Origin of the sequence: Myxococcus sp. MISCRS1, from assembly GCF_026626605.1 — a bacterium.
Lineage (GTDB): Bacteria > Myxococcota > Myxococcia > Myxococcales > Myxococcaceae > Myxococcus > Myxococcus fulvus.
Window position 1 is genome coordinate 36772 of sequence record NZ_JAPNKB010000002.1, and the last position, 26920, is coordinate 63691.

The following is a 26920-nucleotide window of genomic DNA, read 5'->3' on the forward strand; positions in this document are numbered from 1 at the left end:
AGGTAGGCCCAGGCCTTGGCCTCATCATCGCCGGCGCCAGCTACGGCGTAGCCGAACATCCATCGCCCGTCGATGAAGTGCCCATTGACGCCAAAGACGCACTCAGTCTTCGGGAGAGGAGGCGGGCCTTGGCGGCAGGCGACGAAGTGGCAGTAGGTGGTGTCGGCAGGCTCGTAGCTACGGGAGCAGCCCGCCACCAGCAGTAGGAGGACTGCTCCGCGCATAGGCCTAGTTCCTCAGGTTAGAGACGTCCTCCGAGTTCGCCACGGACCCGGAGATCCTTGCCAACCGTGCTGCAGGTCGCGTCGATGGTCACACGCCAGTTGGGCACGTCGGAATGCCACGTCACCGTGCCCGAGAAGGCGAAGCAGCTCACTCCTGCTGCGTCAAAGGCACTGAGCGACACGGCAGGGGAAGGGAGCGTGATTGTCTGGCCGGGTGACGCGCTCGCGCGCACGATTCCTACGTTCACGGTCGCAGCCTGGCGCGCCGGGCACACCCCCGCAGCCGGGTAAATAGTGAGGGAAGCATTGAACACGGGGTCGAGCGAGCAGGTCTGGCCAACCGGACTCGCGTTCACGTGGCCGTCGTAGACGTGGAAGTCACCCTTCGCGACGAACGGCGCGAGAAAGTCGTAGTAGATCGGCGCGCGCGTCCACCGACAGCAAGCTGCAGCACTCCCACAGTTTGAAGTGAAGCAGCCCACCGGATTTGAGGCGGACCCGCCCGTGCAGGGCACGGCGTTCACCGCATCGCGTCCCGTCTTCGTGCACTGCCACAGCGTCCCCTCGTCGCAGAATGCCTTGCCGGGCATGCAGATTTGCTCGCCCGCGCCGCCAGCCGGGCCCGGCTCACCACGGGCGCCTTGAGGGCCTGGCTCACCACGGGGCCCTTGAGGGCCGGCTGGCCCTCCTGCGGGCCCTGGCGGCCCCTGGGGACCGCGTTCACCCTGGGGGCCTGGCTCACCCGAGGAGCACCCGACAACGGCAACAAGGGCTGCCAACAGCACGATGACCTTCCGCATTCGATTCCCCCAGTCGGTGGAGTTGAAGGGCGGGTTCGCTCCCCTGCCCTTTCCGGAGTCTAGGCTGCGCCGTCGCCGGCGTCCCGTCTGCGGCTAGGAGGTACGCCAGCCCCACCATCGCTCCAGGCGGTCCAGACTGTGCCCTGAGCGGTCGCACCACTCAGCATATCGAGGGGAGGAGTCCAGTCGTCCTTCACGAGCCGGCACGTGCGCCTCCCGTAACGAGGAATCCACTCTCTCCTCAGGTGGAGCTCGACGATGAGGCCCACCACGCTGCGCCCGGCAACCCACTGCGCTGTTGCAACTTCCCAATCGCTCTGCACGAGCGACATGGCGATAGGGACGAAGGTCACGAGCCTCGCAAGAAGCCCCACGACCTGCGCGCAATTCCGAAACGCTGCGTAGTCGCTTGCCCGCACAGGCTGGGCCGTCGAATCGGTCCACTCGGGGACCACGGAAGGTCGGAGGTACAGGCTAACCACCAACTCGATCGCCACCCCCAGCAGGACAACCACCCAGAGGTTCTCCTCACCCCCAGGCCGAAGCGGGGCCGTCAGCACGATGCACGCACAAAGCACTGCTGCACTCGAGAATGTCGCCCGGTGGAGGTGGCTTGCGTCGACGAAGAAGCACACGTGGCAGAGCCCCATGGTCACGATGAAGGCGATGCCAGGTAAGGCACTGAGGCAAGTCAGAATGTCCATCTTCCAGCCGCTCGATTCTGAGGCGCATGAGTCTGCACGCCACGGGAAAAGAAACCGGCAGGGGCAAGGGAGGGGGAAATCCTCACCCCTGCCGGTTGGGCACCACGGTGGTGCCACATCGTGTGCAGCTCGCGCGGGAGCTGGCTCTAGTCGTTGATGCGCGTCCGTCGGCGCGGCCGGGGTGGCCGTACAGCCCGGTGCTCCGGCGCGCACTCCGAGCATCGGCAGTGCACCTTGTGGCCGCGGACGAGGACCCGCGCAAGGCTGTCCGCAAGCTTGCGGCGTGCGTAGACGAGTCGGTCCGCAGCGTGGCGGTGCTGAGCAGAGGCCGTTCGAAAGGCGCGGGACTGCATGTCCTGCCGGGTATCTACGGCTCGCCGGGCGAGCGCGGCTTCGGATTGGACCGCTCTGCTGTACCGCTCCGCCAGAACGGCGAGTGCTGGTCGCGCCTCCACCAGCGCATCGTCAGCAGGCGAGTGCATGCGCCGCCGCCCCATACCTATGAGAGCCTCTCGACCGGCTTCTGGGGACGCACGCCAGCGCCAAGGGCGTAGTCCCGCATCAGCGCCACGGCACTTCGACGGGTTGTTCGCGCCTGCAGGGCCAGCTGACGCAGTTGCTGCCGTTCCTGGCGCGGAAGCGCGGACACGTTCGCCACTTGCTCGAGCAGCACCGCCGAAATTCCGAGGTGCCCGTCAGCCTCGAGGAGAATCGTCGCGGCCTCCTTGTTCAGCATGTCACGGGCCACTGTCGACAGAGGTGGACCGGACGTCTCCTCATCGGCCGCGCATCCAATGAGATGGCCGGTGCTCTGACCGTGGCCATGCGCCTCCTCATCGTCATGGAACGAGCTGGTGCACGCACTGCAGATCCAAAGCCGCCGACTCATCACAGCCCCTTTCTTCTAGGAACCTTCAGGACGAAACCGCACGCGGCCGGTAGGCCAGCCACAAATCCGGAATCTCGTTGACAGCAAACTCCTTCGCCGGAAGGAGCGCTGCGGCGTGCACAAGGGCCACCGTCCGGAGTGCATCGCCGACAGCGGAGTGCGCTGGTGGAAGACCCGTGACATCCGCATTGGCGAAGACGACAGCTCGTGCGAGCGACGGGAGCTTGAAGTCGTTGTACTTCGAGTCCCACTCCCCCATGAGAGGCGCCATCGCCCCCATGACGCAGTGCCAGTCCTCAGCCGCCTTCCGAGCCAGGCGCCCCTTCTCTGAACCGCACGACACCTCAGTGCTCCGGGCAATCGTCAGCCCGTCGAAAGTCGCATTGAAGGCAAGGACGTTGCGGCCCCGGGTGACGGCCTCGAACTCGTCCACCACGCCGTCCCACGCCGGTTGGCCCGCCAAGTCCGCTTGGGTCAGGCCGTGAATCGCCTGGGCTCCGGGATGAATCTCGCAACCAGGGTTGATGCGGCGCTGCAGGAGCACGGTGCCGGCCAGGTCGACGACCGCTACCTCGATGACTCGGCCATTGAGGTCAGTTGATTCAACGTCGACCACCACAGTGCGGGCGTCGGCGGTCCAGCTCTTGAGTGCCGCCAGTGCGCTTGTGCGGAGGCTGTTCATCGCAGCGGCCACCTGCTTCCGTAGTACCTCCTGCCGCGCTGCCGCAGCATCACTGCGCTTCCGAGCGCGCTCGGCATTGCGCTCGGCACGCACGCTGTTCGCCTTCTCCAGCGCGGACAGCTGGGCGGGAGTCGCAGGGTCACGCGGAGCGGCTTCAGCGCGGTGGAAGAGGTCGACCATGTTCCTCGAGATGCGAACACGAGCGCGGAGTGGGCCTGGCGTCAGGCCCGCCTTTCGAAGGGCGGTTCTACTCATGAGGTCCTCGGGGACGTCTCGCCGCCTCTCGAAAATTTGCACGCTGCCCGAAGCAACGATGGTGATTGGCACCTCCTGCTCCGGAGTGCCTTGACCAGTCTCGAGTAGAGAGGAGTGTTCGACCATGATGTGCGGGCGCATGCGGCGGGACGAAAGGTCCCGCACGCAGTCAGCGTCTGCGATTCAATAGCATCACAGCGACTCGTAATGCAATAGCATGACAACCTGACTTCCTTCCCCTACTGTCGCCTACCTGCCCGGTGCGCGCCGCGCCCTGCCCTTCCCTCCCTGCTGCGGTGGGGGCGGGCGCCGCCATCGGGTTGGGCGCCAGCAGGCGGGACAGGGGCTGTGCTCAGGAGCGTCGGATGGGAGCCGTACGGCCGCGCCACACCAGCCACAGCGGCTGCGGATTCCCTCAGCACCGTCTTGCTCCTCGTGGCTGACGGACATCTCCAGCGACGGGAAGAGCAGGAGCTGGAGAGGGCGCGCTCGCGTCACGCGCGCTCGAGGGGTGCGAGGTCCCAGGCCCCCGCAGGTGTGAGGCCCTTCACGCGGCAGATTCCGGTGACGCTTCGGCCAGCCTTGGCTGCTGGGTCTCTCTTCAGGTGGACGCAGACTTCGACGGTTCGAGCTACCAGATCCCGGGCATCGAGATTTGGCACCGCTTCGCGGATGAGCTCACAGAGCCGGTCCAGCATGCTTCGGGTGTCATTCGCATGGATGGTGCTGATGCCGCCTGGGTGGCCGGTGTTCCACGCCTTCAGTAGGTCCAGCGCCGCACCATCGCGAACTTCACCCACAACGATGCGGTCCGGCCTCATGCGCATCGCGTCCATGACCGCCCGCTGGTAGCTGTAGTCGGGGTTGATGATGCAGCCGAGTTTGTTCGGCGCGTCGCAGCGGAGTTCCGCAGTGTCCTCGATGACGTACACACGGTCCGCCGTCGAGGCCAGCACCTGGAGCAAGGCATTGCAGAAGGACGTCTTGCCGGAGCCCGTCCCTCCGCCCACGAGGACATTCAGGCGGGCTTTGACGGACCGCGAGAGTGCGTCAGCTTGGTCGGGAGTAAGGACGCCGGACTCAACGAAGTCCGGAAGGGTGAAAATCTTCGTGCCGGGCAGTCGGATGGAGAAGACCGGTGCGGGAAAAGCCGGCGGGATTACGCCGTGGAAGCGAGCACCCCAGCCCGGCAAGGTCGCCGGCAGGGACTGATTCTGGGCGTTCACTTCACGGTCCATGCAGTGGGCAACCTGGCGCACCATCAGCATCGCGGCCGCAGGCGAGAGGCGCTCGCCGGTTGCCCGCATCGGCTCTCCGCGGCGTTCGACCCAGAGAGCTCCGTCTGGGTTGAGGCTGATTTCCTGCACGCCGGGGTCATCAAGGTACGGAACGAGAGGACTCAGGATAGTCCGCAGGGTGCGCATCTTCGCTTCGACGTCGGGGCTCATGGCTTCACCGCCGCGGCACGGGCAGCAGCCGCGAGCTCATCCTGGTCCGCGAGGACCGGCAGCACCTCGGACGCAAAGCGGTTGGTGGTCGACATGCGTTGAGCGAGGGCGTCGATGAAGTCTGCGAACCGCGCCGCTGAGGCGCTCCTGGCCGTAGCCTTCGCGTCCTCGCCGTGAATGGTGGGAGTGTGGGCGAAGTAGATCTCCACATAGAGGGCAAAGCTCTCGCTCAGGAGGTTCATGAGTGCTTCGATGGCCGTCAGCTTGTTCTGGAGACGGTTCAGACGCTTCAGCAAGAGCGTCGCGTCGCTCGTCCCTGCCAGATACTGGGCCAACGCCGCACTCACGACGCTCGACTCCGAGACCCTCTTCAGCGCCGCGTACGTCTTGACCGCCATCGCCTGCTCGGCCGGAACATACGGGTGAATCTTCTTGCGCTTCAGCTTTCCAGGCGTCGGCTTCCGTTCAGTAGTCACAGCGGCACATCTCCACGGCGGCGGATACGAGGTGAACTAGCGGGAGCTGGGGCGTCGTCGGAGGCGTCATCCCCATCCGCCTCATCAGCAGATTCGGGTTGGCTCGCGTCAGCGTCGAGGCCCCCAGCCCACAGGTCGTCGAAGGGGTCGGCGTCTTCGGCAGGTGCTGCGTGTTGCTCCTCCTCCTGCAGCCCGGCCTCGGCCACAGCCGTCGACGGCGGCAAAGGAGCGGGCCCTGACGAGGCATCGCTGAAGAGGTCTACCTGAGCGGGAGCTCGAGCCTTCTTGCGCTTCGGCGCGGGGGGCGTTGCAGTTGCAGGCGGAGCAGCGTGAGGCGCTGCCGGGTTGCCGGCCGGCGGTGGTGTCGACTCGAGGGGCACGGGCGCAGCGCCTGCCGAGGGCTCGGCTCTCTCATCCGCAAATGGCTCGCTCGGGGTGGACGCGACTGATGGGTCGGGCTGAGTTCCCGCCGATAGCACTGGCGTCGTTGCCGGCGGTGGAGGTGAGGCTGCCGATGATGCGGCGGTGGCCGACTGCTTTCGCTGCGCCCAGTCGTTGGGGACGACGCGCACCAGGAACTCTCGTGCCTGCTCGTGGGGGTCCTCTGGAGGCTGGAGATTCGCCCTCGCTGTGAATGCCGGGTCGGCGTAGTACAGCACCTTCTTCCCGCGGAAAGGCGGGATGCCGCCGACCATGACGAGCGCGTCGCTCGATGGCAGCGTCATCACCTCGCCCGGCGTGAGGAGGTCGCGGGCATGCTCCTGCTCGCTGCTCGATTTGTTCCCAAGCCACCCTGACAGCCGCTGCCCGCTGAAGCTGGTGCTCTCGGTGACCACGGTCGACTTACCGAGCATCTCCGAGATTCGGGCCGCGGTCTTCTCGTTGTTGGCCCCGTACGACACGCGCACGTGCGCGTTGTCGAGAATCGAGTTGTTCGCGCCGTACTTCTCCTCGAGCTGTCCCAAGGACTGCGCGATGAGCAGGCACTTGATGCGGTACCCGGCGAAGAACGCCAGAGACCGCTCAAAGAACGTAAGTCGGCCGAGAGTCGGAAACTCGTCCAGCAACATCAGGAGGCGATGCTTCGGCCCCGTGTCCGTGGCCGGTAGATGAACTTCGGCAGGCGGCTTCTTCCCGAAGAGCCGTGCTGCGAAGGCCGTGCGGCCCTGGTGAGCTGGGCGCTGTACCGTTCCCATCGACTCCGTGAGGCGAGTCCCGATCTGGTTCAGCACAAGGCGGAAGACGGGGGTGAGCCGCTCCCCGTCTGATGGAGGGAGCACCAGGTAGAGCGAGACCGGGCGCTTCGCGTGCATCAAGTCGGAGATCCGAAAGTCGCTGGCAGCCGTGTTCCGTGCGACCAGCGGGTCTCGGTAGATGCTCAAGAACGCAAGGGCGGTTGAGACGACTCCACTCAGCTCGTTCTCGCTCTTGTTGAGCGCCTCTCGCGTGGACGTCGCCACGACCGGGTGCGGCCCCGCGGCAGTATGCTGCGTGCTCAGCATCAACTCGAGCGTCTCGACGATGCTCCGCTCGGGATTCGAGAGGAAGGTCGCCACGCCCGCGAGCGTCTTGTCGTCTTCCGCGTAGAGGACGTGAAGAATAGCTGCGGTGAGGAGCGTCCCACCCGCCAGCTTCCAGTGGTCCTTCTCGCCGCGGGTCCCTCCCGGGTCAATCAGCATCTCAACGATGTTCTGGACGTCCTTCACCTCCTGAAGGCCCTTGCGGACTTCGAGGAGTGGGTTGAATCGCGCGGAGTACTCGGCCGCAGGCTCCCACCGGATGCAGTGCGAGAACTTCTTCCGCCAGCCCGACGTCTCGTTCCAAAGCTCCTTCTTCAAGTCGTAAACGAGGACGCTCCCGCGCCACGAGAGGAGCGTCGGCATGACGATGCCCGCCCCCTTTCCGGAGCGGGTGGGAGCAAAGACGAAGACATGCTCGGGTCCGTTGTGCCGCAGCAGGTGGCGTCCCGCGCGAATCTCCCGCAACCGACGCTCGCCCTTGGCGTCGACATACTCCTCCAGGACGGCATCCTCTGTCTGCGCAAGGACTACGCCGTCATCCACCAGCACCCCGCCTCGCTGCAGGTCCGCGGTGGTCGCCCAACGAGCCGTCCCGTACGTCGTGCGCTTGGACGGGGGAGCGCCACGGAGCATTGCGAGGGCGAAGAGGCAGAGGATGGTGAGCGTCACCCCCCCGAGCAGAATCCAGGTGGCCTGCGTGAGGAGAGCTTCGGCTGGGCGAAAGCTCCCGTAGCGCCACGTCCACACGAGAACGGAGTGTGGCGGGTAGAGCGCATGTCCTGCGACTCGGGCGAGTGGCTCACCGAGCCGCGGTTGATACGCGAAGCCCACAGCGAGGTACTGGGTAGCTGCCGTGAAACTCGCGGCAACCCCCAGCACCGAGACCAGGACGTGTGCTGGATGGAGGAATCGACGCATGCAGCCGGCAATAGCACGCCAAGAGTCTGCAATACAATAGAAGCACAGCCGCCAATCACGCCCCTCGCCGAGGGCCTGCTCGACGAACCACCAGCTCTCCATTCTCGCGACCGACTTCGACGCGCTGGCCGTCCAGCTTGCGCAGCTCGGCAGTCACCGGCAGCAGCACGAAGCGGCCTTCGCGGTACACCTGGGCAAAGCGTCGACCGCTGACGTCATTCGGCTTCGTCAGGACGACCCTCCCCTTCCAGAGCCCCTTCTTCGGAAGTGCCGGCACGTACTCCGCCCCCTGCTGCTGGGCCAGCCGCTCCCCGGTGTCCTTCATCTCCAGCTTGCGCAGCTCCTGGAGGAGCTTCTCACCAGGCGCCAACCCCAACGTCTTGAGGAAGGCCCGGCGCGAGCGAATCGCCGCCGCGAGCTCGGCGCCGAATCCATGGGGCGCGACGACGGGTGGCGCCGCGGTGTCGAGCCAGGTCGGCCCTCGGTAGGCGCGCTGCGTCGCAAGTGTTGAACTCTTCCGCTCAATCCTCAGCTTCTGGAGCTTCGGATATGCCGTACCGGCGTTCTCGAGCACGAGCGGCAACCCCGGAGTCACCTTCCAGCCGAGCTCGGTACGAACGGCCAGGCCCACCCCCTCAAGCGCGGCCAGTCGACGAACGCACGCCTTGACGACGTCCTGGTGCGAGTTGCGCGGCCCCTCCGGTTGAGCAGCTTGCACCCTCCCCTCCTCCAGGGCCTTGAGATGAACCTCCGGCGAGTAGATTCCCCGACTCAGCCGGGTGACGGCCTCGATGGCGCTGTCCTCCCGGGCCAGCACGCGAGCCGAGAACTGCGCCGAGACGACCTCCCCTTCTCGAATGTCCTCACCGAGCCCGCGGAGCGGGAGGTAGTACCCCTCCCCTGCGGCCGTCTCGATGCAGACGAAATGGGTCCCCCTGCCCTCATTGTGGAGGCCCCGAAACCGGACGACGCCCTCAATCGCCACGGGCAGGTCGCGCGCACCCTCAACGATGCGATAGCGCGACGGGTCGCCCTGCAACCCCTGATGCATCCGCTTGATGATGTCGTTTCGCTCCGCGTGGGCCTGGAGCCGCCGTGTCCACTCCGACTCCATCCTCCAGCGCCCAGGTCCTGCGGGACGCGCAAGCCCCAGGCGCTCAAGGGTCGCAAGTCGACCCATGAGCCGGGCGCGCTCCATCCGCTGGCCGGCATCCGCTGGCACGCCACTCAGCTCGACCACTCCAGGCGTCGCCCTCCCCTTCTTCTCCAGCTCCCGGTCGAGGGATGTCACCCGCTCTTGCCGCACCTCTCGATTCAGCTGCTGCTGCACCTCGAGGACGTTCCGCTGCCCCAGCTCCGCCGTCGCGATGGCCTGTGCTCTCCAGCGAATGCCGTTGCTCACATACGCCCGGTCCATCCGCAGCTCGTGCCCGTCGGCGCCGAGCCCGCGGATGACCACGTGGGCATGGGGATTGTCGGTGTTGTGGTGGTTCGACGCCACCCAGTCGAATCGGCGCCCGAGGTCCCGCTGCATTTGCTCCATGAGCCGGGGCACGAAGTCCCGTAGGTCGAGCGACGCACCATCTTCTGGCGAGACGATGAGGCGGAACTGGTGGGGTTCGCCCGCCAGGTCCGGAAGAGCCTCGTCGAGACTCAGCGGTCCACCTGGCCCGTACAACTGGCCGCGCCCACCATCCTTCTCGACGCCCTCCCGCTCGATGTAGCGGATGTGCATCCGTGCGGCCTTCCGGCCGTACTCGTTCTGCTGGACGACCGAGAGCTTCACCGCCACTCGTCGGTCCATCGGACCAGGCATGGGGACGTCGAGCGCCGCATGGCCCCGATTCGGGTGCCCACCGCGGACACCACTTCCCCTACTGCCGGATGAGCCGCCAGCTCCTGCCTGCTGGATGAGGCGCTGGCGCGCCAGCACCGCGTTCCGGAACGTCGGCACGCGCTCTTCGCGGACGCGCTTTGCGCGCCCCATTGCGGGACGGAACCTGCCGCCCCCATCCTCCTCTGAAGAAGACCCCATGGCGCCTTTTTGGTGACGTGATTTCCCCTGCGATTCCGCAATGGTATCATATCACAGGTCACCACAACACCCCCGCTGTCACCAAGAAACCTTCAACAGTATCAACCCCTTAACCACACCATGGAGACATTGCTTTATCTTGCCCTACCCCTACGGCTTTCGTGTTGCGTCGGTGTCGCGTCGGACGGCCGTGTGCGTTGAGGCCTCCGCAGCGTTCGTGTCACCTGCCTCCGTTGCCCCGATGCCTGGTGCGGTCTGCGGTTCACACGGGACACAGGCCCCAACGGACCGGCAGAGGAGGTCGCGAGGAACCTCGAAGCGTACGACGATGCCCGGCCGTAGGAGTCCCGATCGAGCGCCTCAGCGTTCACCAAAGGCCAAGAGCAGCGACCATCAGGGCCTGGTGAGCCGCTTCCCAAGGCCTCCGATTGTACTTCACAAGACCTTCAGGAGACCTTAGCCAGCAGGCACGTCACGCATGACAAAGGCCTGCAGAATGCATCGGGCATCGTTGCAGCACGCATGCCCGTCACCCCCTAGAGGCCGCAACGAAGCGTCGCCACGGCGTGATGAGGCACTTGCGGACGCGTCTGCAATACGTTAGTAGTGCAGCCCAGGAACGGCACGCCTCGCCTCAGCGAGGCTCTCCATACGTCTTTCGAAGGGATGACCCATGCCGAAGGCAGGAAGCCTGAAGCCTGAGGATATCGAAAAGCTCAGAGCGACTCTCAGCAATGAGGACACTCTTCCGCAGAAGAGAGACCTAACGAAGATTGAAGCGGTGACGCAGTTGCTCCCTCAGATTCAGCTGCTGCGCTCCAAGGGTTATCGCCTCGGCGATGTCGCAAAGGCGCTGACAGCTGGAGGCTTGCCCATCAACGAAGCGACGCTCAACTCGACGCTCACGGTCATAAAACAGCGAGCCAAAGCCAAGGAGAAGGACGTCGAGAAGGAACAGAAGAAGGGCCGCAAACCGGCAGAGGTACGCACAAGCGCCACTGTTCCCTCAGCGCCCGTGTCAGCACGACGTGGAGTCGATGTGCAACCGCAGGTGAAGCGACTCCAGAGTGACCAACGCCCTGGCTCATCAAGCAGCACCGAAGCAACTGCGAAAGCCGGCACCAGCGGGCACGAATCACCGAAGGCGGGACCCGAGACCAACAAGGGCGTCTTCAAGCCCGTCGCGGACAGCGAAGTCATCTAGGGCAGTAGGAGGAAAGCATGGACAGCAATATCTACTGGGTCGGTGGCAGCAAAGGCGGAGTCGGCAAGTCGATGGTGGCGATGGCGCTTATCGACTACCTGTGCAGGAGGGGGCACAAGCCATTCCTCATCGAGTGCGACACGAGCAACCCCGACTGCGTCAAGTCGTATGCGAAGGAGGTCGAGACCCAGGTCATCGGCGCACAGTCCGTCAACCTGGACGAGAAGGAAGGCTGGGAGGTCCTCACTGACATTTGTGCAAGCCACGCAGGACCTGTGGTCATCAACACGGCAGCACGAAACAACGACTCGGTAGCGCGCAATGGCTGGTACCTCACCCAAGGCGCAGCTGAGCTTGGGCGCCCGATTGTGACACTCTGGGTCGTGAACCGGCAGAGGGACAGCCTGGAGTTGCTGAAGCAGTTCCAGGAGGCGCTATCCCAATGGGGGGGCGAGTCGAAGGTGCACGTGCTGAGAAATCTCTACTTCGGTGATGAGAATAAGTTCGAGCTCTACGCCAATTCGGTGCTTCGAGCGTCAGTCGAGGCTGCCGGCGGACTGAGCCTCAACTTCCCTGAGATGTCGGACCGAATCTCGGACGCGGTCTACAGCCATCGCCTCTCTCTGTCGCGAGCGGAGAAAGAACTGTCGTTCGGTCTCAGAGTTGGCTTCAAGCACTGGCGCGAGCAGGCCGACCGCGTCTTTCAGTCGGCTGCGGTTGGGTGATGGAGATGGGGACCGGCGAGCAGCAACCAGCGTTCGAACAGCTCCTCGGAAGGGTCCCATCAGCGCGTGAGCGTGAGCGCCTCCTGCGGTTACAGAAGGCCCTGGAACTGCGGGATGACGATGCGATGTGGGCGGTCGCGGTCATCCTGCAGGACTACGACGCTGCGGTGCGCGAGGAACTCGAGCGGGTGCACGAGGTCCTGAAGGCCACGAGGGTAGAGCTCGCTCGAAACAACCACCTCGTCCGGGAGTTGGCGGCAAGAAGTTGTCATGCAGCAACTCCAGCGCCGCGACCACTGAGTTCGCGTGGAGTGCTGGTGGCGACGAGTGGAGTAGCGCTCGTCGCGTTCGGAGCGCTTTGCATTAACGTTGGGTACACCCTGGGCAGTCGTGGTGTCCCTGAGTGGCTGGGAGTCGAAGAGAGCAGAGGGGGCCAGGTGATGGCAGCCATCCTCAGGGCGCCGGCTGGGTGGCTTCTGCTCGTGCCGCTGATGGGAGTGGCGGCGTACCTGACGCATGAGGCGATTCGGACGATGCGCGAAAGGACAGGGGGACTTCGTGGGAGGCTGATTGCATGGAGCCTGCTGGTGCTCGCAGCGTTCGGCGCCGTCGCGGTAGGCGGAGTCCTCGCAAGCCTCATGTGATGGTGGCCGGGAGTGGATGACGGCTAGCTGTAGTAGTCGTCATCCTCTTCGCTGAGCTGGGTTAGCTCGCGAAGGCCGGCCTCTCGTGATTCCTTGCTCGTCGCTGGATCCCTGTGCGCCACAACGCTAACGGGGGTTCCATCGGAGAGGGCTGCGAAGAGAGACCAGAGGGTTTCCAGAGATGCTGATGGTACGGAGAGCCGCGAGCCATCCGCGAAGATGAACTCCGGCAACTGGGACTGGGGAGTCATCGTGGCGACGGTGAGCTCCAACTCACGCCGAATTTGAGCAGCGAGAGGCCGGTCAACGGGAGGGAGGATTACGGGGCTCGGACGATTAAGGGCCATAGTGAACTCAACGGCGAAGCTGTGCGCCGAGTCAATGCAGGAGCCCCGCCGACAGCAGGCTGGACGACGTTGGCGCCCGCCGGGGCGGCCAGGCTCGAGGGGGCGGAGAGGGGCCTGGACGTCGCCGGGGTGTTGCTCTAGTTCCAGGCACCGCCCCAAACGACGCCCTCACCGGCGTGGACGACGCCCGGGCCCGCCGGGCACCCGCGCCTGCGCGGGTCGAGCGGGGCCGTGGACGTCGCCCGCCGGGGAGTCTCCTCCCCTCCCTCGACAGCCGCCTGGACGACGCCGACCCCCTCCGGGGCCCCCGGCTTGCCCGGGGCCGAGAGGGGGCCTGGACGTCGCCGGCGTGCTGCTCGAGATCCGGGCGCCGCCCCGGACGTCGCCTGGGGCTCTCCGGGGCCCCCGGGCCTGCCCGGGGCCGAGAGAGGCCCTGGACGACGCCTGGGCGGCTCGGGGGACGCGACAGGGGGCCTCTTGGCCCCCCGACGCCTTCTGCGGCGCGGACGACGCCCGGGCCCGCTGGGCACCCGCGCCCCGGCGCGGGTCGAGCGGGGCCGTGGACGTCGCCCGCCGGCCTCTCTCTCCTCCCTCGACAGCCGCCTGGACGACGACGGCTCCCTCCGGGGCCCCCGGGCCTGCCCGGGGCCGAGAGGGGGCCTGGACGTCGCCGGCGCGCTGCTCGAGCTCCGGGCGCCGCCCTGGACGTCGCCTGGGACTCTCCGGGGCCCCCGGGCCCTGCCCGGGGCCGAGAGAGGCCCTGGACGACGCCTGGGCGGCTCGGGGGACGCGACAGGGGGGCCCCAGGCCCCCGACGCCTTCTGCGGCGTGGACGACGCCCGGGCCCGCCGGGCACCCGCGCTCCAGCGCGGGTCGAGCGGGGCCGTGGACGTCGCCCGCCGGCCTCTCTCCGCTCCCTCGACAGCCGCCTGGACGACGCCGGCCCCCTCCGGGGCCCCCGGGCCTGCCCGGGGCCGAGAGGGGGCCTGGACGTCGCCGGCGTGCTGCTCGAGCTCCAGGCGCCGCCCCGGACGTCGCCTGGGACTCTCCGGGGCCCCCGGGCCCTGCCCGGGGCCGAGAGAGGCCCTGGACGACGCCTGGGCGGCTCGGGGGACGCGACAGGGGGCCCCAGGCCCCCGACGCCTTCTCCACCGCCAGAAGCCCTCACGCGCACCTGCACGCCGCGGCCTCCTTGGCGGGGCGAGGTCTGCTCCCCGCCCCGCTCACCGCCTACTCCTCGTAGTCGAACTCCTCACGGGGGTGGATGTGCATCCGCAGCGGCGCGTCGGGCTTCCGAGCGAAGCACCCCAGGACCTGGGCACCGCGCAGGTGCTGCACCGCCGCCGAGCGCTCCTCCCTCCCGAGACTCTCGTCCGCACTCACCCGGGCCACCTCCTGGTTCACCTGCTCGTCGAACTCCGCCCACTCCTCCTCCGTCATGAGCTTGATGACCGCGAGTTCCACCAGCTCCTGCGCGCTCGGTTCCAGGTCCGTCATTGGGGTGTCCTGTCGTGGTGAGGGCGCCCCATGCGCCCCCTCACTGGGAGAGGGGGGGCGCGTGGGGTCCCTCAAGCGAGGTGGCGGCGGCCGGGCCAGGCGGGAGCATTTGGCTAAGGGCGTGACAGGGGGGGCCTCTTCCCCCTGGCGCGACCGTGCCGCTCCCGACTGGCGCTTCTAGGCCGACGTCACCTCGCGGCCTCGGCTGGACACCCCTTGCACGGCCTCCGACTGCAGGGGACTGCTCGGCCTCCGTGTCACCTCGCTCTCGCGTGGAGGTCGGACGCGGCACCAGCACGGACAGGCGCACTCGGGCAAGTCGCCAGTTCCTGCTCCGCGGACTCCACATCCAGCCTTGGGCGGTAGGAGAAGGAGTCACTGGAGCGGGGACCTCGACTGTCGGCCTCCACGAACGAAAAAGGCGCCCTCACTTGAGGACGCCCGTTGGTACCGCGGAGCGAAGCACTACTGGCCGCCCGCTGCCATCCAGTTATCGATCAGCTCGCGAACGATCTCAGAAAAGTCCTGCCGTCCGCCTCCCCGCTGCATCTTCCGGCGGAATGCAGCAGTCTGGAGGGCGTCGACCTGGTCCTTTCTGAGCTGCACGTTCGTGCCGAGGTAAATGATGTGCTCCGCGACAGCAGGCGCCGGAACTGAAGGCGTCGGGGGCTGCGGGGTACTAACGAGCTTTGCGCGCTGAGGCCGCTGAACAGGCTCCACCGGGGCGCCAACCGCCGGCACTCGCGCAACGGGCGCTGGTGGTGCTGGCGGCGCGCTGGCAGCCGGGGCGGTGCCTCCGACGAGAGAATCCAGGACATCCACACCCGACGCAGCCCGCAGGCCGGCCTCACCCAATCCCTTCCGCTTCGCACTCATACCGCCCTCCCCTTCCGAGCTGGCACCTTGGCCTTGCCCTTTCCGGTCGACTTCTGACTCGCCGGCTTCTTTGCGACGGCGCGCTTTGCAGATGCCTTCAGCCCCATTCGACTGAGCAGCTCCGGCATCAATGCAGTCCAGTCCTCAAGCCCACGCTCGTCGCCGGCAGACTTGTCCCAAGCAGTGAGGTGGTGTGCGGCTATGGAGGTTTGGACGTTGGAGGTTCGAACCTCCGCCTTCAGCAGCTTTTCCCCTGGCTGCGTCTGGAGAATCTCCCGCACTTCGCGGGAAATGGAATGACCCTGGTTCACCCCCAGGTGGAGATAGCCAAGAATCTGCAATCGGGGATTCGTTCTGCTCTTGACCAGCTCGAGGGTCTTCCGCAGCTCACCAAGCCCGTCGAGGCTGAGGAACGCACTTGTCACCGGCACCAAGACCCAGTCGGCGGCCGCAAGCGCGTTGTACGTGACCAACTCAACTGCCGGGGGCGTGTCAATGACGCAGAAGTCGAAGGAGTCTCCGACCCCAGCCAGTGCGGTCGCCAGGACTCGGTCCGCACCAGGGATATCCCGGAGCGTGATGTTCGACTTCCTCAGCGCCAGGCTCCCAGGAAGCACCCACAAACCGTCCCGCTCCGGAACCGGCAAGAGATCGTCCTCCGAGGGCGGCTGACCGGACTCAAGAACGCCGGCAGCACCGCGCGCATCCCTAGGGACAGAGGGCAAGAGCCACTTCGTGGCATGGGCCTGCGCATCCAGGTCGACAACCAGCACCCTATACCCCGCCCTACTGAGCCCCACTGCCAAATGCACCGACGAAGTCGTCTTCCCAGCGCCACCCTTCTGGGTACTCACGGTCACGACCATCACGACACACCACCTCCCAGCTATCCACCTGACCAGCCACAGACCCAACCCACCTCCCACAGGACCACGGGAACAGTCAAGTCTCCACACTCAAAAAACGACCCCCACCGTTCCACACAGCCACCACCATCAACGGTCACCCCTACGTCCATACGTCCATATACCCATGCGAACATTTGTCTTTACACACGAAACCAACAAGACACACGTAGGCACGTAGGCACGTAGGCACGTAGGCACGTAGGCACGTAGGCACGTAGGCACGTAGGCACGTAGGCACGTAGGCACGTAGGCACGTAGGCACGTAGGCACGTAGGCACGTAGGCACGTAGGCACGTAGGCACGTAGGCACGTAGGCACGTAGGCACGTAGGCACGTAGGCACGTAGGCACGTAGGCACGTAGGCACGTAGGCACGTAGGCACGTAGGCACGTAGGCACGTAGGCACGTAGGCACGTAGGCACTCGAACATGCAAGTAACAACATACGCAAACACGCGACAACACATTGCAACATCAGGATATCAAAACCGGCAGTCCTGTCCGCGCCCGGACATCAATAGTTCCAGCAGCCTACCCGTCTATATTGCGGCACGCCCGAACCTCAGTAAATGCGCCAACGCCAACGCACGTACAAGGGAAGGGATGGCCACTTCGCCATCCCTTCAGGCACACGCACTAAAATTCGTTCGGAAGCATGATGGTGACGACGGGTTCACCATCATCACCAGGGCCGACCCGACACACGAGAGTGACGAGCACGTGCTGTCGCGTCGACTTCAGGACGCGAACGTCGAAGGGCACAACGTCCCCAGCGGCTCCCGTCCTGCGGGCCTGACGCACTCGCAGAACGGCCATCCAGAGCACGTCCCACAACCGGCCTCGTTCGTCCTGGAGGCTACGAAGCTCCGCAGGAAGAGCGACGCACTCAGCCCAGGCCCCGGCCGTAACTGCCACGGGAAACCGGAAGCCGGCCTCTGCTGCCATCGGCGATACGTCGTGGAGAACCCCGTCACAGAGAGCCTCGGCGCGGCTGTATTTGTGAATGAGGTCAAAGTCATCATCACCCATGGTGCATCCTCCATGCTGGGACTCGACCCAGCAACGCGTACGGGATTCGCCCCGTGCGCTGCGACGAGTTGCATCGTCACAGTGCGAACCGTAGCTGCTTCATTCATAATTTGTCAACATCGAATAAGACAAGACAACCAACTCCGTGGTGCCGCGCGAGCTGCTCCACCACGAGGGGCCTCAGCACCTGGCCCTCCGGCGCCGGCGTCAGCCCCGGCGCCGTACCGCGCGAGCTCCGACGAGCGCGTGGGCGTGAGGGGAGGGCGGTGCCGGCCGTCAGGCCCCGGCACCACCCCGCCCCGAGGCGCCAGTCTCTCCCCCGCCGTGCCGCTCGAGCTGCGCCACCACGCGGGGCCCCAGCACCTGGCCCTCCGGCGCCGGCGTCAGCCTCGGCGCCGTACCGCGCGACCTCCGACGAGCGCGTGGGCGTGAGGGGAGGGCGGTGCCGGCCGTCAGGCCCCGGCACCACCCCGCCCCGAGGCGCCAGTCTCTCCCCGCCGTGCCGCTCGAGCTGCGTCGAGCGCGTGGGCGCGAGGGGAGGGCGGTGCCGGCCGTCAGGCCCCGGCACCACCCCGCCCCGAGGCGCCAGTCTCTCCCCCGCCGTGCCGCTCGATCTGCGCCACCACGCGGGGCCCCAGCACCTGGCCCTCCGGCGCCGGCGTCAGCCCCGGCGCCGTACCGCGCGAGCTCCGACGAGCGCGTGGGCGTGAGGGGAGGGCGGTGCCGGCCGTCAGGCCCCGGCACCACCCCGCCCCGAGGCGCCAGTCTCTCCCCCGCCGTGCCGCTCGAGCTGCGCCACCACGCGGGGCCCCAGCACCTGGCCCTCCGGCGCCGGCGTCAGCCCCGGCGCCGTACCGCGCGAGCTCCGACGAGCGCGTGGGCGTGAGGGGAGGGCGGTGCCGGCCGTCAGGCCCCGGCACCACCCCGCCCCGAGGCGCCAGTCTCTCCCCCGCCGTGCCGCTCGAGCTGCGCCACCACGCGGGGCCCCAGCACCTGGCCCTCCGGCGCCGGCGTCAGCCTCGGCGCCGTACCGCGCGAGCTCCGACGAGCGCGTGGGCGTGAGGGGAGGGCGGTGCCGGCCGTCAGGCCCCGGCACCACCCCGCCCCGAGGCGCCAGTCTCTCCCCGCCGTGCCGCTCGAGCTGCGTCGAGCGCGTGGGCGCGAGGGGAGGGCGGTGCCGGCCGTCAGGCCCCGGCACCACCCCGCCCCGAGGCGCCAGTCTCTCCCCCGCCGTGCCGCTCGAGCTGCGCCACCACGCGGGGCCCCAGCACCTGGCCCTCCGGCGCCGGCGTCAGCCCCGGCGCCGTACCGCGCGAGCTCCGACGAGCGCGTGGGCGTGAGGGGAGGGCGGTGCCGGCCGTCAGGCCCCGGCACCACCCCGCCCCGAGGCGCCAGTCTCTCCCCCGCCGTGCCGCTCGAGCTGCGCCACCACGCGGGGCCCCAGCACCTGGCCCTCCGGCGCCGGCGTCAGCCCCGGCGCCGTACCGCGCGAGCTCCGACGAGCGCGTGGGCGTGAGGGGAGGGCGGTGCCGGCCGTCAGGCCCCGGCACCACCCCGCCCCGAGGCGCCAGTCTCTCCCCGCCGTGCCGCTCGAGCTGCGTCGAGCGCGTGGGCGCGAGGGGAGGGCGGTGCCGGCCGTCAGGCCCCGGCACCACCCCGCCCCGAGGCGCCAGTCTCTCCCCCGCCGTGCCGCTCGAGCTGCGCCACCACGCGGGGCCCCAGCACCTGGCCCTCCGGCGCCGGCGTCAGCCCCGGCGCCGTACCGCGCGAGCTCCGACGAGCGCGTGGGCGTGAGGGGAGGGCGGTGCCGGCCGTCAGGCCCCGGCACCACCCCGCCCCGAGGCGCCAGTCTCTCCCCCGCCGTGCCGCTCGAGCTGCGCCACCACGCGGGGCCCCAGCACCTGGCCCTCCGGCGCCGGCGTCAGCCTCGGCGCCGTGCCGAACAAACGCCAAAGGCTCTCCATGGGGAGAGCCCTCAGCACAGCACCTAAGCCCCCTGTCTCTCGGCAGGGCGCACGCTCTTACGCCCTGGCCCTGATGGCGGGCGTCGCCATCTTCGGACGGCTCGAAAGCTCCGGTTCCCGAGACGACAGCGCTCGGAGCCGCGACATCAGAAGCGGCAGGTCCACCAACCCGAGAGCCTCGTCACCGACCAGGTCGCAGATCGTCGTGTCGATGCGGGACGCGAACCTGCGAGACACCCACGTCTGGGTCCTGACCAGCCGACCTTTGGAATCGAGGTAGAGGCCACTCCGCACCTCTGCAGGGAACGCGTCGTCGAAGCCGAGGAAAATCAGCCGCTCCGAATGCATGGCGACGCTGACGTCATTTCTTCTCTCCGACACCGCAGTCATCGAAACGACTGCCGGAACCTCTTCTGCGAGGTCCTGAAACAGCGGCAGCAGTGAGGACCGGCAGAGCGCAAGGGCAGCGTCAAGTCGCGTCGTCATCCTTGATTCCTATGCTGGGGCCCGCCCCAGCAGTGCCGGCGGGACTCGCCCCGCCGAGTCACCGGCGTGAGCGCCGTTGACGAGATGAATAGTACGTCCACCCCTCTTGGTTGTCAACTTCGGATAGCACAAATACCGCCACGATTTCCCTCTGGCATCCACACCCAGCCCCACCTCTTTCTCCTACTGCCCCTTCTCCTGCTTTCCTCAACGCCGCTCTCGTCACGCTCTCCTCTGCGCTCGATACGCCGTCTCTCCTCAACGGCCGCTCGCGGCCCTCCTCACCGCGCCGCGGGGAACCTCGCGGCGCGTCCGGCGCGGACGACGCCCGGGCCCGCCGGGCACCCGCGCCCCGGCGCGGGTCGAGCGGGGCCGTGGACGTCGCCCGCCGGCCTCTCTCCGCTCCCTCGACAGCCGCCTGGACGACGCCGGCCCCCTCCGGGGCCCCCGGGCCTGCCCGGGGCCGAGAGGGGGCCTGGACGTCGCCGGCGTGCTGCTCGAGCTCCGGGCGCCGCCCCGGACGTCGCCTGGGACTCTCCGGGGTGCCCGGGCCTGCCCGGGCCGAGAGAGGCCCTGGACGACGCCTGGGCGGCTCGGGGGACGCGACAGGGGGGCCCCAGGCCCCCGACGCCTTCTGCGGCGTGGACGACGCCCGGGCCCGCCGGGCACCCGCGCTCCAGCGCGGGTCGAGCAGGGCCGTGAAGGTCGTCCGCCGGCCTCTACGCGGTCGCTGCAACCGTCGCTGGTCGCCCCATTGGCCGGTGGCGCCGATACCATCGACGCCATGGTTTGTAGGCAAGGCGCCAGGTGAGTCCTACGGCTCCGATTGCCCCAAACGCGAATGCTAGGCCGCCCATGCCCAACCACGGAAGAAGTTGCCTCAGTTCGTCAGCCCGGGGCGAGCAGGGAACCGTAATTGGCACTCGACCTTCGAGCTCTGCCTTCTCACTTTCGCGTGCCGAAATGCTGTCGAGCTCGGCCCCGACGAGCAGCGCAATCAACGATATGGTGAGTCCGCCAATGTCAGTCAGCAGTCCGAGGAGGGACGAACCCGCGCCGAGGGTTTTCGAGTGCTGGCACCAAACCGCGAGGATGAGGGCAAGCGCGAACACTCCTCGCTCCACGTGCCATGTCCGAACGCCAGCACGCTCGGCCCTCGACTCCAGCGTGACCAAAGCGGAAGCGAACCCGGCCCCGATGGTGGCACGGGCGCGATGCACCCAGGGGCCCGGGTCGTCCTGCGTCTCAACAACACGCCACAACTCGGCCAACAGAGTGGTCATTGATGCCTTGTCCTTTCTGAGGAGTGGGGCCGCCGCAATGTCCGCGTCGATTAGGGCGGTCTCGGCCCCACGTTCCGACGGCAAGTGCGGACGGACGTCATCGCCTTTCGGCATCACGGAAGGAGGGCCCCAGATGCCCGGGGCCCTCGCCAGCTCGGATATACGTGCTTAGGGCTTCAGGAGCTTCGCAGCGCGCGCGCGCGCGTTGGCAGCCAACTCGCGACACGTCTGAGCATCGCCTTCGTACTGCGCCGGGTTCTTCGCCCAGGGAAGTTTTGCGATGGTGGCGAGGCGGGCAGCCTTCTCCTCGAGCTCAATGGCCGAAGCAATCTCCTGCGCTGCAGCGTCTTCTGCGTTGGAGTGAGTGCCCATTAGAAGGGGATGTCCTCTTCAGACGAGCCCTGGCCCAAGGTTCCGGCGTCATCAGGCGGCGGACGGTTCTCATCACGGGGCTGCCGGGTCGTGGAGGCATTCGGTGAAGCATCCCGACCATCCAGGAAGGTGCACTCGGTGGCGACGACCTCGGTGGTGTAGTTCTTGCGGTCCTCCTTGTCCGTCCACTCGCGGGTCTGCAGGCGCCCCTCCACCCAAACCTTCCGGCCCTTCTTCAGGTACTCGCCGCACAGCTCCGCGAGCTTCCCCCACACCACGATGCGGTGCCACTCGGTCCGCTCCTGCTTCTTGCCCTCCTTGTCCGTCCAGCTCTCACTCGTCGCGATGCGGAAGTTCGCCACCGCCAGGCCATTCGTGGTGAAGCGCACCTCGGGGTCCCCGCCCAGGTTGCCGATGAGCATCACCTTGTTCACTCCACCAGCCATGACCGCTCCTATGCGTATGCCGGCGGGACTCGCCCCGCCGAGTCACCGGCGTGAGCGCCGTTGACGAGATGAATAGTACGTCCACCCCTCTTGGTTGTCAACTTCGGATAGCACAAATACCGCCACGATTTCCCTCTGGCATCCACACCCAGCCCCACCTCTTTCTCCTACTGCCCCTTCTCCTGCTTTCCTCAACGCCGCTCTCGTCACGCTCTCCTCTGCGCTCGATACGCCGTCTCTCCTCAACGGCCGCTCGCGGCCCTCCTCACCGCGCCGCGGGGAACCTCGCGGCGCGTCCGGCGCGGACGACGCCCGGGCCCGCCGGGCACCCGCGCTCCAGCGCGGGTCGAGCGGGGCCGTGGACGTCGCCCGCCGGCCTCTCTCCGCTCCCTCGACAGCCGCCTGGACGACGCCGGCCCCCTCCGGGGCCCCCGGGCCTGCCCGGGGCCGAGAGGGGGCCTGGACGTCGCCGGCGTGCTGCTCGAGCTCCAGGCGCCGCCCCGGACGTCGCCTGGGACTCTCCGGGGCCCCCGGGCCCTGCCCGGGGCCGAGAGAGGCCCTGGACGACGCCTGGGCGGCTCGGGGGACGCGACAGGGGGCCCCAGGCCCCCGACGCCTTCTCCACCGCCAGAAGCCCTCACGCGCACCTGCACGCCGCGGCCTCCTTGGCGGGGCGAGGTCTGCTCCCCGCCCCGCTCACCGCCTACTCCTCGTAGTCGAACTCCTCACGGGGGTGGATGTGCATCCGCAGCGGCGCGTCGGGCTTCCGAGCGAAGCACCCCAGGACCTGGGCACCGCGCAGGTGCTGCACCGCCGCCGAGCGCTCCTCCCTCCCGAGACTCTCGTCCGCACTCACCCGGGCCACCTCCTGGTTCACCTGCTCGTCGAACTCCGCCCACTCCTCCTCCGTCATGAGCTTGATGACCGCGAGTTCCACCAGCTCCTGCGCGCTCGGTTCCAGGTCCGTCATTGGGGTGTCCTGTCGTGGTGAGGGCGCCCCATGCGCCCCCTCACTGGGAGAGGGGGGGCGCGTGGGGTCCCTCAAGCGAGGTGGCGGCGGCCGGGCCAGGCGGGAGCATTTGGCTAAGGGCGTGACAGGGGGGGCCTCTTCCCCCTGGCGCGACCGTGCCGCTCCCGACTGGCGCTTCTAGGCCGACGTCACCTCGCGGCCTCGGCTGGACACCCCTTGCACGGCCTCCGACTGCAGGGGACTGCTCGGCCTCCGTGTCACCTCGCTCTCGCGTGGAGGTCGGACGCGGCACCAGCACGGACAGGCGCACTCGGGCAAGTCGCCAGTTCCTGCTCCGCGGACTCCACATCCAGCCTTGGGCGGTAGGAGAAGGAGTCACTGGAGCGGGGACCTCGACTGTCGCGTTAGTTCCACGTCAGGCTCTTGTTCGGCATTTTCTCGTGAGATTGCGCCGCGCCGGCGGCCGTCCGGGCCCGTGCTGCGCTGTCGGCGATCCAACTCCTCCACCCGCGCTGCCGCCGCCCGCGCGTATCAGCGAGCGCGCGGCGCGAGGGGAGGGCGCCGGCCCAGGTTGCCGCTCCACACCTCCCCGCGCGCCAGTCTCTCCCGCGCGCCGCGCCTCAAGCTCGATGACCTGCGCCACCAGCACCTGGTGGGCGCCGGCGTCAGCCCCGGCGCCGTGCCGCGCGAGCCACGTCGAGCGCGCGGGCGCGAGGGGAGGGCGGTGCCGGCCGTCAGGCCCCGGCACCACCCCGCCCCGAGGCGCCAGTCTCTCCCCCGCCGTGCCGCTCGAGCTGCGCCACCACGCGGGGCCCCAGCACCTGGCCCTCCGGCGCCGGCGTCAGCCTCGGCGCCGTACCGCGCGAGCTCCGACGAGCGCGTGGGCGTGAGGGGAGGGCGGTGCCGGCCGTCAGGCCCCGGCACCACCCCGCCCCGAGGCGCCAGTCTCTCCCCGCCGTGCCGCTCGAGCTGCGTCGAGCGCGTGGGCGCGAGGGGAGGGCGGTGCCGGCCGTCAGGCCCCGGCACCACCCCGCCCCGAGGCGCCAGTCTCTCCCCCGCCGTGCCGCTCGAGCTGCGCCACCACGCGGGGCCCCAGCACCTGGCCCTCCGGCGCCGGCGTCAGCCCCGGCGCCGTACCGCGCGAGCTCCGACGAGCGCGTGGGCGTGAGGGGAGGGCGGTGCCGGCCGTCAGGCCCCGGCACCACCCCGCCCCGAGGCGCCAGTCTCTCCCCCGCCGTGCCGCTCGAGCTGCGCCACCACGCGGGGCCCCAGCACCTGGCCCTCCGGCGCCGGCGTCAGCCCCGGCGCCGTACCGCGCGAGCTCCGACGAGCGCGTGGGCGTGAGGGGAGGGCGGTGCCGGCCGTCAGGCCCCGGCACCACCCCGCCCCGAGGCGCCAGTCTCTCCCCCGCCGTGCCGCTCGAGCTGCGCCACCACGCGGGGCCCCAGCACCTGGCCCTCCGGCGCCGGCGTCAGCCCCGGCGCCGTACCGCGCGAGCTCCGACGAGCGCGTGGGCGTGAGGGGAGGGCGGTGCCGGCCGTCAGGCCCCGGCACCACCCCGCCCCGAGGCGCCAGTCTCTCCCCCGCCGTGCCGCTCGAGCTGCGCCACCACGCGGGGCCCCAGCACCTGGCCCTCCGGCGCCGGCGTCAGCCTCGGCGCCGTACCGCGCGACCTCCGACGAGCGCGTGGGCGTGAGGGGAGGGCGGTGCCGGCCGTCAGGCCCCGGCCCCCCCCCGCCCCGAGGCGCCAGTCTCTCCCCCGCCCGCCGTCCTCAACGCCCAGGGCCACATGCGCCAACGCAGCAAACTCTCGCTGGGTCAGTAGGAGGGAGAATTCATCGAGCCAGAGTCATTCCGATCGCTTTGGGGTAGGGATTGGATGGTGGCAGGTGGTGTCGATGGCGACGTCGGAGAGTCCATGCGTACTTGTGGCATCCCGGGTGCCGCACGGCAGTAGTGACGCGCGGCAACCACCACTCCAACCACGTGCGAGACTCTTCTGGAGAGGAAAGAGGAGCGGCCCCATGCGCCTCGAGGCTCGCCGCAACGTATCTCACCCCTGGTCCCCTGAGCGCAACTTCTGCAATGCCCGTGGTGAGAGAACCTGACCATCCGGCAGGAGCCGTAGAGTCCGCGGTGTCGAGCGCCCAAGATAACAAGCGTTGGTGGCTTGATAGATGGTGCCAACATGACCGCTCAGGACCACATCGCCTGATTGGCTGCGCCGGAACATGGGGTCGGAGAATGCGACGACACCGAGATGGCCGGCCGAACGCAGGACCTCGAAGGTTCGAGCAATGAACCAGCTCTCGCCGCAAGCTGGTACCTCGTCAAGGAGCACGAACCTTCCAAGCTCCAGATTGTCACGTGGGGTCCCAGGCAAGCACTGAAAGACTGCATCGTTGACGGGATGGCTGAAGACCGCCACCCCGGTTAGCAAGCCGTGCCGGTAGAGGCCGAAGCGAAGCCGAGCTGCAGGGTAGGTCCGACTGTAATGGTGGGTCGCGACAAACGAGCGCGCCGTCACATCAGTGATGGCGGCTACGTCGTAGTCGGATGGCCGGAACCGATTCTCCCGGACGCGGTACACGGTGCGACCAAAAAGCCAACGCTGCGCTGGAGCACTCACAGAGGCACCCCTGACTGAATGGCCTTCGTGAGGACGCGGTACCGCTGACCAAGAGCGAGGCCGGCAAGCGGGACGCGAAGAGTCCACGTGGTTGAATCGACCCGGGGAAGATAGGCCTGCCCAGCGAGAAAATGGGCTTCGACTGCGAGGCCCACGAACTTCTCGTCCAGCATGCTGCCAACTCGCCACGCCCACGCGGCGCGCTCATCTTTCGGGGCATCCGCCAACGAGCGCTCATAGGGCGCTATGACCTCGTCAAGGGCGACAAGCCCATGAAGTGCCGAAAGAATGAACACCTCATCAGCCAGCAGAACGTTACGGGCGTATAAGAGGGACGTTCGAAAGAAGCGGCCCTGGTAGAGGGATTCGGCAGGAGCTGGAGATGCGGCCTTCTTCGCTGAGCACCCGAGAAGGGCAAGCCTGACCGGTCGCTGGAGAGTGCTGAAGCGCTTGAAGCGCTCTAGCCGCCGCCGATCACCTTCCGCCTTTTCCTGCTGGCGGACTGCCCACCATTGGTTGAGTGCCTCGGTTTCGCCTTGCGTGACCGGAGTGAATAGCTTCCGGCGAAGCTCACACCGGGGACAAGTGCTACAAATGCCGCGTGACCCACAGAGGCTGCACGGTGCCAGCCGTGGCACTTCGGGGAATAGGTCGGCTGTCAGCATTACAGTGCATCCTCTAGCGCCAACCAGTAGTCCGTGCTGATTTCGTGGTCGACCTCTAGGAGGCCGACTCCGAACTCGCAGCGAAGGAAAAAGTTGACGTTCGAGTAGTCCTCATCCGGCCTGGAGTCACTGCGCTGATACTGTTGGGCGATCTCTTCGAGTTGCGCCCTGAGTCGGGTGGCAGCAGCCGTGTACCGCTCTGGTCGCGCATCCTGCCCGGGAGGGTCTATGACAAGGCTGCGCGAGTACGCGCTCGCCTGAATTTGAATCGGCGCATCCTGGATACGCACGTATACCGTCTGCCCCATCGAGTAGCGAGAAAGGATGACTGACACCTTGAGCAACTGCGAGAGGCGTCCCGCCTTCTGCTCAGCTTTGATATCGTCTCGAATTGCTTTCGTGATGGCAGCGCCATCGCGCGACGCCGCGTACTTCGTGCCAACGAACATGAGTCACCTCGACTGGTCCGCCGGGACTCGCCCCAGCGGACTCCCCTCCACCATTCGCCAGCTCTACTCAGTGCGCCGCGTGCTGCTCTGTCGTCCTTCCCGGCTGCTGAGTGCCGATCTTCTTCCCGAGGAAGGTCATCTCGGTAACAACCACCTCGGTGGTGTAGTTCTTACGGTTCTCCTTGTCCGTCCACTCACGCGTCTGCAGACGGCCCTCCACCCACACCTGCCGGCCCTTCTTCAGGTACTCGCCGCACAGCTCCGCGAGTTTCCCCCACACCACGATGCGGTGCCACTCGGTCCGCTCCTGCTTCTTGCCCTCCTTGTCCGTCCAGCTCTCGCTCGTCGCGATGCGGAAGTTCGCCACCGCCTGACCGTTGGGGGTGAAGCGCACCTCGGGGTCCCCGCCCAGGTTGCCGATGAGCATCACCTTGTTCACTCCACCAGCCATGACCGCTCCTATGCGTATGCCGGCG

General features: G+C 67.7%; 21 protein-coding genes and 1 pseudogene. 3 read left to right on the forward strand and 19 right to left on the reverse strand.

The genetic code is table 11. The features are described from left to right. Positions 1-241: 241 nt before the first annotated feature. From OWM54_RS43015 to OWM54_RS43045, 7 genes are all read right to left on the reverse strand, one after another. Positions 242-814, reverse strand: a complete 573-nt coding sequence (locus OWM54_RS43015; protein WP_267701273.1) for a hypothetical protein — start codon at positions 812-814, stop codon at positions 242-244. A gap of 1413 nt (positions 815-2227) precedes the next feature. After that, a complete protein-coding gene (locus OWM54_RS43020) occupies positions 2228-2464 on the reverse strand; it encodes a hypothetical protein (RefSeq protein WP_267701274.1) in 237 nt (78 codons plus the stop codon). 178 nt (positions 2465-2642) lie between these two features. Continuing rightward, complete coding sequence (locus OWM54_RS43025) at positions 2643-3479, reverse strand: 3'-5' exonuclease (protein ID WP_267701275.1); 837 nt, start codon at positions 3477-3479, stop codon at positions 2643-2645. Between the two features lie 569 nt (positions 3480-4048). Beyond that, the gene (trbB, locus tag OWM54_RS43030) at positions 4049-5002 is read right to left on the reverse strand and encodes a P-type conjugative transfer ATPase TrbB (protein ID WP_267701276.1); all 954 of its coding nucleotides are present in this window, start codon (positions 5000-5002) and stop codon (positions 4049-4051) included. Beyond that, the gene (locus tag OWM54_RS43035) at positions 4999-5478 is read right to left on the reverse strand and encodes a hypothetical protein (protein ID WP_267701277.1); all 480 of its coding nucleotides are present in this window, start codon (positions 5476-5478) and stop codon (positions 4999-5001) included. The genes trbB and OWM54_RS43035 overlap by 4 nt, the downstream gene beginning before the upstream one ends. Then, positions 5475-8018 carry an IncP-type conjugal transfer protein TraG gene (gene traG, locus OWM54_RS43040; protein WP_324289198.1) on the reverse strand — a complete coding sequence of 848 codons (2544 nt, stop codon included), beginning with the start codon at positions 8016-8018 and terminating at the stop codon, positions 5475-5477. The genes OWM54_RS43035 and traG overlap by 4 nt, the downstream gene beginning before the upstream one ends. Then, positions 7972-9702 carry a DUF3363 domain-containing protein gene (locus OWM54_RS43045; RefSeq protein WP_267701278.1) on the reverse strand — a complete coding sequence of 577 codons (1731 nt, stop codon included), beginning with the start codon at positions 9700-9702 and terminating at the stop codon, positions 7972-7974. Before OWM54_RS43045 ends, traG begins: the two co-directional genes overlap by 47 nt. Before the next feature lie 922 nt (positions 9703-10624). Here OWM54_RS43045 and OWM54_RS43050 point away from each other — a divergent pair. From OWM54_RS43050 to OWM54_RS43060, 3 genes are read left to right on the forward strand one after another with little or no spacing between them, the layout of a single operon-like run. Continuing rightward, complete coding sequence (locus OWM54_RS43050; RefSeq protein ID WP_267701280.1) at positions 10625-11155, forward strand: hypothetical protein; 531 nt, start codon at positions 10625-10627, stop codon at positions 11153-11155. Between the two features lie 17 nt (positions 11156-11172). Then, positions 11173-11880 carry a protein mobD gene (locus OWM54_RS43055; RefSeq protein ID WP_267701281.1) on the forward strand — a complete coding sequence of 236 codons (708 nt, stop codon included), beginning with the start codon at positions 11173-11175 and terminating at the stop codon, positions 11878-11880. Next, complete coding sequence (locus tag OWM54_RS43060; RefSeq protein ID WP_267701282.1) at positions 11880-12524, forward strand: hypothetical protein; 645 nt, start codon at positions 11880-11882, stop codon at positions 12522-12524. The genes OWM54_RS43055 and OWM54_RS43060 overlap by 1 nt, the downstream gene beginning before the upstream one ends. Before the next feature lie 23 nt (positions 12525-12547). On the opposite strand, the gene OWM54_RS43065 is transcribed toward OWM54_RS43060, so the two are convergent. The 12 genes and pseudogenes from OWM54_RS43065 to ssb all read right to left on the reverse strand — a co-directional run. Continuing rightward, on the reverse strand, positions 12548-12775 hold the full coding sequence (locus OWM54_RS43065; RefSeq protein WP_267701283.1) for a hypothetical protein: 228 nt from the start codon (positions 12773-12775) through the stop codon (positions 12548-12550). A 1326-nt stretch (positions 12776-14101) separates the two neighbouring features. Continuing rightward, on the reverse strand, positions 14102-14368 hold the full coding sequence (locus OWM54_RS43070) for a hypothetical protein (RefSeq protein WP_267701284.1): 267 nt from the start codon (positions 14366-14368) through the stop codon (positions 14102-14104). Between the two features lie 872 nt (positions 14369-15240). After that, positions 15241-16110 (reverse strand): ParA family protein, encoded by an 870-nt coding sequence (locus OWM54_RS43075; protein WP_267701309.1) that lies wholly within the window; start codon positions 16108-16110, stop codon positions 15241-15243. A 677-nt stretch (positions 16111-16787) separates the two neighbouring features. Continuing rightward, positions 16788-17180, reverse strand: a complete 393-nt coding sequence (locus OWM54_RS43495; RefSeq protein ID WP_420715399.1) for a DUF6573 family protein — start codon at positions 17178-17180, stop codon at positions 16788-16790. 1814 nt (positions 17181-18994) lie between these two features. Continuing rightward, positions 18995-19144: a hypothetical protein gene (locus OWM54_RS43080; protein WP_267701285.1), complete on the reverse strand. Its 150-nt coding sequence runs from the start codon at positions 19142-19144 to the stop codon at positions 18995-18997. A 57-nt stretch (positions 19145-19201) separates the two neighbouring features. Further along, complete coding sequence (locus tag OWM54_RS43085; protein WP_267701286.1) at positions 19202-19630, reverse strand: hypothetical protein; 429 nt, start codon at positions 19628-19630, stop codon at positions 19202-19204. A 1451-nt stretch (positions 19631-21081) separates the two neighbouring features. After that, on the reverse strand, positions 21082-21285 hold the full coding sequence (locus OWM54_RS43090) for a hypothetical protein (protein ID WP_267701287.1): 204 nt from the start codon (positions 21283-21285) through the stop codon (positions 21082-21084). Continuing rightward, a complete protein-coding gene (locus tag OWM54_RS43095; protein ID WP_267701288.1) occupies positions 21285-21731 on the reverse strand; it encodes a single-stranded DNA-binding protein in 447 nt (148 codons plus the stop codon). Before OWM54_RS43095 ends, OWM54_RS43090 begins: the two co-directional genes overlap by 1 nt. A 703-nt stretch (positions 21732-22434) precedes the next feature. After that, positions 22435-22701, reverse strand: coding sequence for a hypothetical protein (locus tag OWM54_RS43100; RefSeq protein ID WP_267701284.1), 267 nt, complete (start codon positions 22699-22701; stop codon positions 22435-22437). A gap of 2625 nt (positions 22702-25326) precedes the next feature. Further along, positions 25327-25995 (reverse strand): DUF6884 domain-containing protein, encoded by a 669-nt coding sequence (locus OWM54_RS43500; protein ID WP_420715400.1) that lies wholly within the window; start codon positions 25993-25995, stop codon positions 25327-25329. Then, entirely contained in the window at positions 25995-26444 is a 450-nt protein-coding gene (locus tag OWM54_RS43105) for a hypothetical protein (protein WP_267701289.1), read from the reverse strand. The genes OWM54_RS43500 and OWM54_RS43105 overlap by 1 nt, the downstream gene beginning before the upstream one ends. A 124-nt stretch (positions 26445-26568) precedes the next feature. Then, positions 26569-26895 (reverse strand): annotated as a pseudogene (gene ssb / locus OWM54_RS43110) (single-stranded DNA-binding protein); the annotation flags it as partial. Positions 26896-26920 lie beyond the last annotated feature (25 nt).

Excerpts from the sequence above, each read along its gene's own strand:
- OWM54_RS43500 (WP_420715400.1), bottom strand. The coding sequence starts at position 25,995 with ATGCTGACAGCCGACCTATTCCCCGAAGTGCCACGGCTGGCACCGTGC.
- OWM54_RS43085 (WP_267701286.1), bottom strand. The coding sequence starts at position 19,630 with ATGACGACGCGACTTGACGCTGCCCTTGCGCTCTGCCGGTCCTCACTG.
- trbB (WP_267701276.1), bottom strand. The coding sequence starts at position 5,002 with ATGAGCCCCGACGTCGAAGCGAAGATGCGCACCCTGCGGACTATCCTG.
- OWM54_RS43065 (WP_267701283.1), bottom strand. The coding sequence starts at position 12,775 with ATGACTCCCCAGTCCCAGTTGCCGGAGTTCATCTTCGCGGATGGCTCG.
- OWM54_RS43015 (WP_267701273.1), bottom strand. The coding sequence starts at position 814 with ATGCCCGGCAAGGCATTCTGCGACGAGGGGACGCTGTGGCAGTGCACG.
- OWM54_RS43075 (WP_267701309.1), bottom strand. The coding sequence starts at position 16,110 with ATGGTCGTGACCGTGAGTACCCAGAAGGGTGGCGCTGGGAAGACGACT.
- OWM54_RS43050 (WP_267701280.1), top strand. The coding sequence starts at position 10,625 with ATGCCGAAGGCAGGAAGCCTGAAGCCTGAGGATATCGAAAAGCTCAGA.
- OWM54_RS43090 (WP_267701287.1), bottom strand. The coding sequence starts at position 21,285 with ATGGGCACTCACTCCAACGCAGAAGACGCTGCAGCGCAGGAGATTGCT.
- OWM54_RS43495 (WP_420715399.1), bottom strand. The coding sequence starts at position 17,180 with ATGGGTGATGATGACTTTGACCTCATTCACAAATACAGCCGCGCCGAG.
- OWM54_RS43080 (WP_267701285.1), bottom strand. The coding sequence starts at position 19,144 with ATGGAGAGCCTTTGGCGTTTGTTCGGCACGGCGCCGAGGCTGACGCCG.
- OWM54_RS43105 (WP_267701289.1), bottom strand. The coding sequence starts at position 26,444 with ATGTTCGTTGGCACGAAGTACGCGGCGTCGCGCGATGGCGCTGCCATC.
- OWM54_RS43100 (WP_267701284.1), bottom strand. The coding sequence starts at position 22,701 with ATGACGGACCTGGAACCGAGCGCGCAGGAGCTGGTGGAACTCGCGGTC.
- OWM54_RS43095 (WP_267701288.1), bottom strand. The coding sequence starts at position 21,731 with ATGGCTGGTGGAGTGAACAAGGTGATGCTCATCGGCAACCTGGGCGGG.
- OWM54_RS43025 (WP_267701275.1), bottom strand. The coding sequence starts at position 3,479 with ATGGTCGACCTCTTCCACCGCGCTGAAGCCGCTCCGCGTGACCCTGCG.
- OWM54_RS43020 (WP_267701274.1), bottom strand. The coding sequence starts at position 2,464 with ATGCTGAACAAGGAGGCCGCGACGATTCTCCTCGAGGCTGACGGGCAC.
- OWM54_RS43070 (WP_267701284.1), bottom strand. The coding sequence starts at position 14,368 with ATGACGGACCTGGAACCGAGCGCGCAGGAGCTGGTGGAACTCGCGGTC.
- traG (WP_324289198.1), bottom strand. The coding sequence starts at position 8,018 with ATGGAGAGCTGGTGGTTCGTCGAGCAGGCCCTCGGCGAGGGGCGTGAT.
- OWM54_RS43055 (WP_267701281.1), top strand. The coding sequence starts at position 11,173 with ATGGACAGCAATATCTACTGGGTCGGTGGCAGCAAAGGCGGAGTCGGC.
- OWM54_RS43060 (WP_267701282.1), top strand. The coding sequence starts at position 11,880 with ATGGAGATGGGGACCGGCGAGCAGCAACCAGCGTTCGAACAGCTCCTC.